Source organism: Streptococcus suis YS56 (assembly GCF_000440115.1).
In the GTDB taxonomy this organism is placed as follows: Bacteria; Bacillota; Bacilli; order Lactobacillales; family Streptococcaceae; genus Streptococcus; species Streptococcus suis_L.
Genome location: NZ_ALMY01000081.1, coordinates 108,863 through 119,354, shown reverse-complemented (window position 1 = coordinate 119,354; position 10,492 = coordinate 108,863). Strand labels below are relative to the sequence as shown.

The 10,492-nt window shown below is 33.2% G+C and carries 11 protein-coding genes; all 11 read left to right on the top strand.

The genetic code is table 11. The features are described 5' to 3' along the window. Positions 1-126 precede the first annotated feature (126 nt). The 11 genes from SST62_RS0110475 to lanM all read left to right on the top strand — a co-directional run bounded on the left by SST62_RS0110475 (position 127) and on the right by lanM (position 10,445). Positions 127-765, top strand: coding sequence for a hypothetical protein (locus tag SST62_RS0110475; protein WP_029187304.1), 639 nt, complete (start codon positions 127-129; stop codon positions 763-765). Positions 766-803: 38 nt separating this feature from the next. After that, complete coding sequence (locus tag SST62_RS0110470) at positions 804-1,880, top strand: toprim domain-containing protein (protein WP_029187303.1); 1,077 nt, start codon at positions 804-806, stop codon at positions 1,878-1,880. A 53-nt stretch (positions 1,881-1,933) separates the two neighbouring features. Further along, on the top strand, positions 1,934-2,161 hold the full coding sequence (locus SST62_RS0110465) for a DUF5965 family protein (protein WP_000110922.1): 228 nt from the start codon (positions 1,934-1,936) through the stop codon (positions 2,159-2,161). Beyond that, complete coding sequence (locus SST62_RS0110460; RefSeq protein WP_029187302.1) at positions 2,158-2,547, top strand: DUF5945 family protein; 390 nt, start codon at positions 2,158-2,160, stop codon at positions 2,545-2,547. The genes SST62_RS0110465 and SST62_RS0110460 overlap by 4 nt, the downstream gene beginning before the upstream one ends. Before the next feature lie 55 nt (positions 2,548-2,602). Then, complete coding sequence (locus SST62_RS0110455; RefSeq protein ID WP_029187301.1) at positions 2,603-2,899, top strand: hypothetical protein; 297 nt, start codon at positions 2,603-2,605, stop codon at positions 2,897-2,899. 177 nt (positions 2,900-3,076) lie between these two features. Next, entirely contained in the window at positions 3,077-4,144 is a 1,068-nt protein-coding gene (locus SST62_RS0110450) for an Abi family protein (protein WP_017768987.1), read from the top strand. Between the two features lie 53 nt (positions 4,145-4,197). Further along, positions 4,198-4,440 carry a hypothetical protein gene (locus SST62_RS0110445; RefSeq protein ID WP_002936408.1) on the top strand — a complete coding sequence of 81 codons (243 nt, stop codon included), beginning with the start codon at positions 4,198-4,200 and terminating at the stop codon, positions 4,438-4,440. A gap of 341 nt (positions 4,441-4,781) precedes the next feature. Next, on the top strand, positions 4,782-5,141 hold the full coding sequence (locus SST62_RS0110440; protein WP_024394064.1) for an SAG1252 family conjugative relaxosome accessory protein: 360 nt from the start codon (positions 4,782-4,784) through the stop codon (positions 5,139-5,141). Between the two features lie 9 nt (positions 5,142-5,150). Continuing rightward, entirely contained in the window at positions 5,151-5,516 is a 366-nt protein-coding gene (locus SST62_RS0110435; protein ID WP_024394063.1) for a MobC family plasmid mobilization relaxosome protein, read from the top strand. Next, positions 5,503-7,368 carry an SAG1250 family conjugative relaxase gene (locus tag SST62_RS0110430; RefSeq protein WP_029187300.1) on the top strand — a complete coding sequence of 622 codons (1,866 nt, stop codon included), beginning with the start codon at positions 5,503-5,505 and terminating at the stop codon, positions 7,366-7,368. The genes SST62_RS0110435 and SST62_RS0110430 overlap by 14 nt, the downstream gene beginning before the upstream one ends. A 131-nt stretch (positions 7,369-7,499) precedes the next feature. After that, a complete protein-coding gene (gene lanM, locus SST62_RS0110425) occupies positions 7,500-10,445 on the top strand; it encodes a type 2 lanthipeptide synthetase LanM (protein ID WP_029187299.1) in 2,946 nt (981 codons plus the stop codon). Positions 10,446-10,492 lie beyond the last annotated feature (47 nt).

The window sequence follows — 10,492 nt, the reverse complement described above, 5'->3', positions numbered from 1 at the left end:
TCTCCTACCGATAACTATTAATTATCACTAGTATACCATAATTTGTAGTTAATCATATTTTTCTTGTGATAAAATCTCCAAGCTAATCTTGATATGATGAAGCTATCACTAATAGAGGAGTAAGCCATGTTAAACAAAGTGAAAGCTCGATTTCTGATTGGAGTAGGAGGTTTAATCGCAGTCAGTTTTATGGTCATGATTGGCTACACGATTGGCTCACAAACCATTTCAAAGCAAACAGAGAACCAAATACGAGCAGAAGCCAATAAACTTGTGTCAAAGAAAAAGCAGGAGGAAAGAGCGACAGTCCTATCAGATGAGCTTGTCAAAGAATTTCTCACTCAATATTTCACCAAGGTTCAGCTGGGTGAAAATAACGCTCGTATCAAGCCTTACATGACGGACTCGGCATTTTCAGAAGAGGAAGCAAATCAGAATAAAGCGATCAATCAAGTTTATAAAGATTATATGCTGGACTACCGATTTGAATCAGCCAGTATCTATGTCAATACAGAAAGCAATGTTGCACTTGCGGAAGTTACCTATCAAGTGACCTATGTTTCTGATTTGAGTGAGCAACAACAGCGAACCACTCAGACAGAAACCAAGACGGTTATGATATCCTACTCCAAAGTTTCCGACAAGCTCTTGGTAAATCAAGTAACCATATGGAATGGAAAACTGGAAGACATGAAAGAAGCCACAGATGATGCTAATTCCAGCATACCAACGATCCAAGGAACTACAACAAGCGAGAACAACTAGCAGGAGACATTCTTCTGCTTTTTTTATAGGGAGACAAGATGACACGAATTAAAGCAGTAAAACAAAAGGCCATTTTAAATGTGGCTGAAAGTCTGGGTTATTCCTTCAGACGTTTATCAGGACACATTTATGAACACCCAGACCATGATTCCTTTCGGATTTTTGCGGATACCAATACTTTCAAATGGTTTTCAAGAGATATACAAGGGGATGTGATAGACTTTGTTCAATTAGTGGCAGGCGTTACTTTCAAAGAGGCTGTATCCTATCTTGAAACTGGGGATTTTGAACAAGCTAAGTTGATAGAAGAAACTTATCAACCGTTTCAATATTATTTGCATGAAGAACCCTTTCAGCAAGCACGTATTTACTTAAAAGACATCCGTGGCCTAAGTGATCAGACTATCAATACCTTTGGTAGACAAGGATTGCTTGCTCAAGCTACTTATCAATCGGAGCCCGTATTAGTGTTAAAAAGCTATGACCACAACGGGACCTTACAGGCCGCAAGCCTTCAAGGTCTCGTCAAAAATGAAGAAAAACACGATCGAGGTTATCTCAAAAAAATCATGAAAGGATCTCATGGCTATGTCGGTATTAGTTTCGATATTGGGAATCCTAAGCGACTCATTTTTTGTGAATCAGTTATCGATATGATGAGTTATTATCAGCTTTACCAAAAGCAATTATCCGATGTTCGCCTGATTTCAATGGAAGGTTTAAAACTTTCTGTGATTGCTTATCAGACCTTGCGTCTAGCAGCAGAGGAACAGGGGAAATTGGCATTTCTAGATACAGTAAATCCAAGCAGACTTAGTCATTATCTTCAGGCAATACAAGAGACGACAACCTTCTTCCAAACTCATTCAAATGCATTAACATTGGCTGTTGATAACGATGAGGCAGGAAGAGAATTTTGTCAGAAACTGTCAGATAAAGGACTTCCGCTTTCTCAAGATTTACCACCATTGCAAGGACTTGAAACAAAGTCAGATTGGAATGATATTGTGAAACAGCAGAGTGAACTATCCTTAAGTGATTGTATCCAAACAGCCCAAGCACAAGTTAATAAGAATCATCCTCCACCTAAACGAGAGCGTGCTATGGAATTGTGATAACAAAATCAAGTCCACTATCATAATCTAGAAAGTGACAAGGAGGACACCCTATGAGTGTGATTGAACGTCTGGCTGAAAAAGTAGCTAGGCAAGAAGAAAAGGTCTCACGTGAGACAGAGAAATTGGAACACTATCGTGACCAACTACAAACAGCTATGTACAGTACCTTTATCAAACGGCAACAATCTAGTCAGTTGTCATTTCATGAAGCACTAGAGCAAGCCTTTGGTAAAGAAACCACACTACACCCAAATTACAGAAATGAGGATACAGAATGAGTAAAACATGGAATTTTGATCAGCCACTAGATGATGTGAAACCAACATCGTCCCATGAAGAACGAGCTAAAATCGCAGCACTCTTCCATAAACAGGATGAAAAACCAATTGAAGAAGTAGATTATGTGGCTGCTTTTGAACAGCAAAAAAAGGAGTCAGAATTTAAAGATGTACAGACACCCGAATTAAAAGTTAAACAAAGTCAGCCGAAGAAAGTAAATATCACAAGTGACTATAAACAACACTTGGCAGATTCCATTGCACAAAACAACAAGGATATTTCCGCCTGTCAGAAGCAAATTGAAGAACTTCATCAATTGATTGATGAAAAGAAAATCCAAAATAAAAAGTTACAGGCTATTTCAGTAGCTATTGATGATTTATAAGTCAGGTAGTCCTATTCGGGCTACCTTTTTACAATTTAAGGAGAAGGTGAAGGTAATGAAATTCTTTCAAAAGAAAACACAGAATCAAGACCGATTTAAACGACTGATTCATAGACTATCAGAGATGTCAGATACTGAACTAACCAAAGTAGAACAACTCCTAGATGTGGTTTTTGATACAAAATTTAAGCCTGATAGGAACGTTGAATTATCTCAAAGCGTTATAACCGATGAGGAACAAAGTCTTGATAAGTCGATCCAAGAAGCGAAAAATAAACTTGACACGGAACAATTGGAAAAAAACATTGAGAGATTTAGACAAGGTAGGCGAGAGAGCAATAATAACAAATAACAGACCAATTATTTTGGCCTGTTTTTTGAAATATGTGTCATCGTTGAATCAAACGAAGTAAAAATATTTCTTGCTTAGTAGGAGGTGTTGTGGTATAATTTAGTTAGATTAGAAGTCATCGAAGGTACAGCAATGTATAACTAGGTGGCCTTTTTTCATATTGCGGAGAGATATTTTATGCCTAATAATGTATTTGAATTAATAAATTTTAAGGACTATTTGCCGTTAGATTTAGATATTACTGATAAAACTAGGTTGGTTTATAGACCAGTATTAGCACCAACTCAATTAAAATGTTCTCTTGAGCCGGCTTTAACTGAAGAACAGTTATATGTCCATATGAAAGAAAACTCTAACTGGTCTTTCAAATACAATGGGAATGATGATTTTTATAAACAGGATTGTATTGACTTTTTAAGAGATATAGACTTCCAATCATTCTCTCAATATGGGAAGTTGGTGGACAGAAAATACATAGAAGCAAAAAGAGTTTACTTATTTGATAGCTACTTTAGAAATTTTCTTCAAGAGATATTGGAGCGTATCGAAGTTTTTTTGAAGAAGAGTACAGCTGATGCTCTGACGATTGGATACAATAAAACTTCTTATATTTTTGAAGATGATACTCTCTATTATTCAGAACAATCTAAATACCGAAAAGAAAATCCTAAGAGGCTGGATATTGTTTTGAAAACAAAATATCATTTGTCACGATTGATTTTGGAAAAACAAGATGATGCCACAATCAAGAATCAGATTAACCAATATGGGGTCGTGTTACCTTGGACCGTTTTTCGTTTAATGACATTTGGAAATATAGCGTCCTTCCTCGTTGCCCTACAACCAGAATATCGAAATAAGGTTGCTGCCTATATTAGTCTTCCCTTGGACAAGGATGATAACATTCCAGCTAAAATCTTATTGTCTTGGTGTAACGCTCTTCGTTATCTTAGGAATATTTGCTCACACAATGGCAGATTATATGGTCGCTTACACCATACACTGCCAGCTTTTCATCATTCTGACAGAGAGTTGCTAGTGACAGACTCAGAGAATGATAGCAAGACACTATTTATCTATTTTATAGCAATGAGACATCTTATCTTGTCAATGTCCATAGAAACTAAGAATTTTTGGAATAAAAAATTACAAAAGCTTCTGGAAGAAAGTAATCAAGAACAAGTGGATTTGAGACACTATGGTTTTCCAAAAAATTGGATGGATTTATTGGCAATAAAGATATGATAAGTGCTTAGATGGACACGGACTAAAAAATAGATTAGAACGGAGGTAAAGTATTGAATCTTATTTCAATCAAAGAATTTGTCGAATTGACTATCAATAATAATCCAGACATCAATCCCAAAGAGCTTGAAGAAACCTTGCGTGCAGTACTTGAAGAAAAAGAAGGAGGGGCAAGGTGTATGAATTGTGGATCTCCTATTTGGGTAGCAGGGAGTGCACTGGTAGGGAGCTACATGTGCTTCACGTGTCTAACAGGTGAAGCCGATGGTAGTGATGATTTTGAAGTTTTAGGTTAAGCTATTTCATTTCAGAAATTTTTCGAGAGCCAAATGGCTCTTTTTCTTTTCCTGTGATAATTTTTTCAGCTCTCTCTTGTTACACTCTATCTAGTTTTAGAAAATCAACCCTTGACTTTTTCTTGGGGGTTTGGGGGCGAAGCCACCATGTTTTCTTATCGTCGGCTGACCAACCTGTAAGGTTTGGGTTCAGCTGGCGATTAGATTTTAGGTTATTGTGGACACAATAACTGAGCTCGCAAAGACCGAACAAGGAACGAGTTAGGTCTTTCGAGGGGTGTCTGACAATGTCAGGCTGCCTCACATTGTCAGACAATGCCTGATTTGAAAGGATGGATAGAATGAAACAAGATATTAGGCTCGTTAGAAAGCAGTTTAGAATGACGAGACAAGAAGAAAAACAGATAAAAGAGATGATGAAAGATCAGCAGATAGAGAGTTTTTCAGAATTTCTTCGGCATAACCTCTTTAAAACTGATGACGATGACAAAAGTATTGAGATGTGGTTTTCCCTATGGCAATCACAAAAGTTAGAACAGGTTAGCCGTGATTTATATGAGGTACTAGTCATCGCTAAGCAAAATCATCAAGTGACTCAAGAGCATGTTTCAATCTTATTGACCTGTGTTCAGGAGTTGATTGTGGAAGTAAGCCAATCACATTCTCTAAGTCAATCATTTCGTGATAAGTATATGAGATAAGAGGTTAGTATGGAATATCGTTACAGAACCAACTTGAAAAAAGTCTTTTTAACAGATAGTGAATTAAAACAACTGAATAATCGTATTGCAGAAAGTAGGAGTAAAAATTTTTCCGAATATGCTAGAAAAGTATTGCTTAATCCAAACATGACATTTTTAACAATTGACACTTCAAATTATAAGGAACTCGTTTTTGAATTGAGAAGGATTGGAAATAACATCAATCAGATTACACGTGCGATTAACCAAAGTCATCTCATTTCTCAGGAACAACTAAAAAGTTTGAGTCAAGGGATTGACGAGATGATTTCTGAAGTTGAGAAAGAGTTTCATATGAATGTTAAAGCGCTAAAGGAGTTTCATGGTAGTCACTAAACACTTTGCGACTCATGGGAAAAAATATCGTAGACGCTTAATCAAATATATTCTCAATCCTGAGAAGACCAATAATCTTGAATTCGTTTCTGATTTTGGAATGAGTAATTACTTGGACTTTCCAACTTATGAAGAGATGGTCAAGATGTACAATATCAATTTCATCAATAATGATGAATTGTATGATTCGAGAAATGACCGTTTGGAAAGAAAACAACAAAAAATTCATGCCCATCATGTGATTCAATCTTTTTCTCCTGAGGACAGCCTCACTCCTGAAGAAATTAATCGTATTGGCTATGAAACAGTGAAAGAATTGACTGGTGGAAATTATCGCTTCATCGTAGCTACTCATACAGACAAGTTACATACCCATAATCATATACTTATCAATTCTGTTGATCTCAATTCAGATAAGAAACTCAAATGGGATTATGCCCAGGAGCGGAACTTACGGATGATTTCTGATCGTATTTCTAAAATGGCTGGTGCAAAAATTATTGAGAAGCGTTATTCCTACCGAGATTATAAAAAATATAGGGAATTTAGTCATAAGTTTGAATTGAAACAACGTCTCTATTTTTTGATGCAGCAATCTAAAGCGTTTGATGATTTTTTAGAGAAAGCAAAGCAGCTGCATGTCCAGATTGATTTTAGTCAGAAGCATAGTCGTTTTTTGATGACTGATAGAACAATGACAAAACCAATTCGAGGTCGCCAACTTAGTAAACGGGACTTATATGATGAAGAATTTTTAAGAACACATTTTGCCAAACAAGAGATTGAAAGTCGTTTAGAATTTTTATTAGAGTCTGTTCATTCACTAGAAGAATTGCATGTAAGAGCAAAAGAGTTGAATCTAACCATAGAGTTAAAACAAAAAAATGTGATTTTTACCCTAGAAGAAGATGGTCAAAAGATTACTCTAAGCCATAAAAAAGTTAGTGATAAGAAATTGTACGACATTCCATTTTTTAACCATTACTTTGAAGACAAAGAGGCAAGAGATATTCAAGCATTAGAAAATATTCAGGAAGATTATCAGACTTTTCAAGAGAAGCAGCATAAGGAGAAAGTCTCCGCAGAAGAAATCGAGGAAGCCTTCAAGAAATACAAGGAAAAACGAGATGCCGTTCATGAGTTTGAAGTTGAACTTACGGATAATCAGATTGAGAAATTAGTTGATGATGGTATCTATATCAAGGTTTCATTTGGTATCAAACAAAGTGGGCTCATCTTTATTCCCAACTATCAGTTGGATATCCTAGAAGGAGAAAATCAGAAAAAATATAAAGTTTACATTCGAGAAACGTCCTCTTACTTTGTCTATAACAAAGTAAACTCGGATAAAAATTGTTTTATCAAAGGGAGAACTTTAATCAGGCAATTGACCAACGATAGCCAAAAACTCCCTTATAGACGACCAACTTTAAAAAGTCTTCAAGAGAAGATTTCTGAAATTAATCTTATGATTGAACTGTCTAACGCAAACAAACAATACCAAGAAATCAAAGATGAGTTTGTATTAGAAATTGCAGAGCTTGATATGAAGCTGGAAGAAACACAAGAAAAAATCGCCACCTTGAACAAGATGGCAGAAGTATTTATTAATCTGAAGAGTGAGGATCACGAAAGTAAGAAATTAGCTAAGTACGACTTCTCTAAAATGAACATGACAGAATCGATAACTCTAGATCAGCTTAATAAAGACATACTGATAATGCAACAGGAATTTGATAAAGAAATTGATGAATATGAGGGATTAGCCAGAAAGTTAGAAACATTTGTAAAAGTGTTAAATATAGGAGGAACTCTTAAACTCAAACAACGAGATAATATTTCAATGGAGTAAAAAGGTTTGTTGATGACAATAAATATAAATTTTTAAAAATAGATTTCTCTCAATCTCAAAAGTGCATAGAATACTCATTATCATTACTTGAAAATTTGATAATCTTAAAGTAATTATAAGGAGGAATTACTATGTCAGCAATTACAGATAAATGGATAAAACTATTTAATAATGTCAATAATTCTCAGGAGTTAGATACATTTTTAAAGAATGTTTCAGGGAAAGGGCTCAATGAATGGGAACAACTATATAATGACTATGATGAAAGTAAAAATTTACTTATTGAAGAAGCATTAGAACAATGTGAATGGATTTTATATATTCCACAGCAAAGGCTTAAGACTAGAATTAATTGGTTAGATTTATATAAACCATTGTGTTATAAATATGTCCAAAAGATTTATAGTATTGTTGAAACTAAGAATTATATTTCTGATAAACAGACTTTTATAGAAAGTATTGAAGAATATTTTTTTGATATTTGTATGAATATCAGTTATCGTACAGTTGTCTTAGAAATTAATGATTTACGCAGAAATTCAAAACTTCTGGGGGAGAGTAGAGAGGATAGATATAAATACTATATAGATATTTTATTGCGAGATAAAGAGTATATTGTTGATTTTTATAAAAGATACCCAATGTTATATGAGGTATTAGATCAAAAATTAAAAAATATAAGTTTTTATATCCAAGAAATTTTAAATAATTTAGAAGACGACATTCAAGATATTCAGAATTATTTTAAAGTATCGGATTTACAATTATTCAAAATTAATTTTAATGCCGGTGATACTCATTCTAAAGGTAAGACAGTTTGTATATTAAATTTCAAAGATAAGGATATTGTGTATAAGCCTCGTAATATGATATTGGATGTTAATTTAAAATTATTTGCAGAAGAATTTGAAAAGACATTTGGAATCTCGGATACATTATTTATCCCTAAGACTTTAATTAAGAAAGGATATAGCTATGTAGAAATGATTGAAATTCAAGAATGTTCTACTTTAGAAGATGTTAAAATATATTTTGAAAATATGGGGAAAATTTTAGCATTTTTACATTTGTTTGGTGCAAAAGATTATCATGGAGAAAATGTATTAGCGTCCGGGAGATTTCCTTATTTAATCGATAATGAAACAATTCTTCATTTTAGCGAAAATGAGAAAATTAATACATCTGTACATAAAATGTATGACTTTGTAGCTAACTCAGTATATAGTACAGGTATTTTGCCAATGACACTATATTCAATTAATAATAACAAAGGAATGGAAATAGGTGCATTAAATTCTGGAGCAAGAAGAGAATCTCCTTATTTAACTCATAAGCTGTCTAATGTTGGCACTGATGAAATCAGAATTGAAAAAGTTTTTAAAGAGGTTGGAAGCTTTCCTAGTACTGTTAGATACGAGGGTGAGAATATCTCTTGTTCTAATTATTTACCTCAAGTTCAACAGGGATTTGAAGAGATTTATAGAATCTTTGTTGATAATAAGTCAGTTATCTCAAAAATGATTAAGAAATATTTTAATAATTGTGAAACGAGATACATTTATAGGAATACTAATATATATGTACAATTACTAGAGACAAGTCATCACCCAGAACTATTAAAAAATCGTTATGATTTTGAAATGTATTTTCTTAGATTATATGAATATGGTGATATTTCAAATGAATTTGATAGTAAAATGATTCATGATGAGATTAATCAATTGAAAAATGATGATGTTCCGATTTTTTATTCCGATTCATCTAATAATAATATTTCAAATGGAGTTAAGGAGTATATTTTATCACTTGAGGGTGAAAGTATTGTAGAGAAAATTTTAAATAGAATAAAAATAGCATCTACTTCAAACTTAGTTCGTCAGAAGAGAATCATTAATATGTCTTTTATGGGAACAGAATTATTTGTAAAAAATATTGAACCACTTAAAAGAAAAGACTTTGGAAGAGAATTATTTGTAAAAAGACTATTATCTAGTAGGTTTGAACATGATGGCGAAATTAGTTGGTTAGCAATGCTAGCTATGGATAAAAATTATGACATATCACCTATGAAGTATGATTTATATTCAGGTACAGCAGGTATTTTACTTGGAATCAATAGTTTAGAAATCAAGGAGTTAGAAGAACTTTTTTCTGGAGTAATGAAATACACTGTTAACTACATAAAGGATTTTAGTTCTGATATTACGTATCAAAATATTGGGGCTTTTACTGGAATTTATGGCTATCTATATGCATTGTGTGTATTAAAGGAGAGTAATAAAGATATTCCTTTAGAGATTGAAACATGTATCTTTGAAACCATTTTTAGAACTAAAGATATAGTTTCAAATTTAGATAATTTGGATATTATAGGTGGGATTTCTGGTATTTTAGGTGTTTTATTGAAAGTCAATAGTACATTTAAAGGAAATTTAGATATATTAAATTTAACAGATAAGTTGATGAAACTAATTGTTCAACGTCTGCTTAAAATATATGCTGAAGAAGGGGGCTGGATTTCAGAAGATCCAGGGTATGCTCACGGGAATTACGGTGTAATTGTTCAGTTATATAAATATAGTTTAAGTTTAAGTACAGATTCAAATATTAGAAAAATGATTATTCAGTGTGTACAAGACTATTTAAGGAAAGAGAGAGAGGAGCTAGATCACAATAGAGTTCTAAAATTAAGAAAAAATGCTAAATACTACTCATGGTGTAATGGTATTGTTGGTATTGTAAAAGCTAAGCATTATTTGTTAATTAATGGGTTATCAGACAAATTGTTATCTGAAGAAGTGGAATATTACAGCAAAGATATACTAACTAATGGATTAAATTTGGATAATTCAATTTGTCATGGGAATGTGGGTAATTTGGTGATTTTGGATTCAATTTTACCTGTTCAAACTAATCAATTTGAAAATGCGATACATCAGGAAAGCAATCAATATTTATTAGAAAAAATGACCTATGAAACTGATGATTGGGGTGTTTTGACAGGTGAAATGGGAATATTGATGGCTAATTATAAGGCAGGTAGAAAATGTCTTAATGAATTGCTATTATTAAATTAAGTGGTAAAAAGTTAATAGAAAGTTGATTAATTTTTAGTTGATTTTTT

Coding starts and splice junctions, on each gene's coding strand:
- SST62_RS0110475 (WP_029187304.1), top strand. CDS start 127: ATGTTAAACAAAGTGAAAGCTCGATTTCTGATTGGAGTAGGAGGTTTA.
- SST62_RS0110470 (WP_029187303.1), top strand. CDS start 804: ATGACACGAATTAAAGCAGTAAAACAAAAGGCCATTTTAAATGTGGCT.
- SST62_RS0110465 (WP_000110922.1), top strand. CDS start 1,934: ATGAGTGTGATTGAACGTCTGGCTGAAAAAGTAGCTAGGCAAGAAGAA.
- SST62_RS0110460 (WP_029187302.1), top strand. CDS start 2,158: ATGAGTAAAACATGGAATTTTGATCAGCCACTAGATGATGTGAAACCA.
- SST62_RS0110455 (WP_029187301.1), top strand. CDS start 2,603: ATGAAATTCTTTCAAAAGAAAACACAGAATCAAGACCGATTTAAACGA.
- SST62_RS0110450 (WP_017768987.1), top strand. CDS start 3,077: ATGCCTAATAATGTATTTGAATTAATAAATTTTAAGGACTATTTGCCG.
- SST62_RS0110440 (WP_024394064.1), top strand. CDS start 4,782: ATGAAACAAGATATTAGGCTCGTTAGAAAGCAGTTTAGAATGACGAGA.
- SST62_RS0110435 (WP_024394063.1), top strand. CDS start 5,151: ATGGAATATCGTTACAGAACCAACTTGAAAAAAGTCTTTTTAACAGAT.
- SST62_RS0110430 (WP_029187300.1), top strand. CDS start 5,503: ATGGTAGTCACTAAACACTTTGCGACTCATGGGAAAAAATATCGTAGA.
- lanM (WP_029187299.1), top strand. CDS start 7,500: ATGTCAGCAATTACAGATAAATGGATAAAACTATTTAATAATGTCAAT.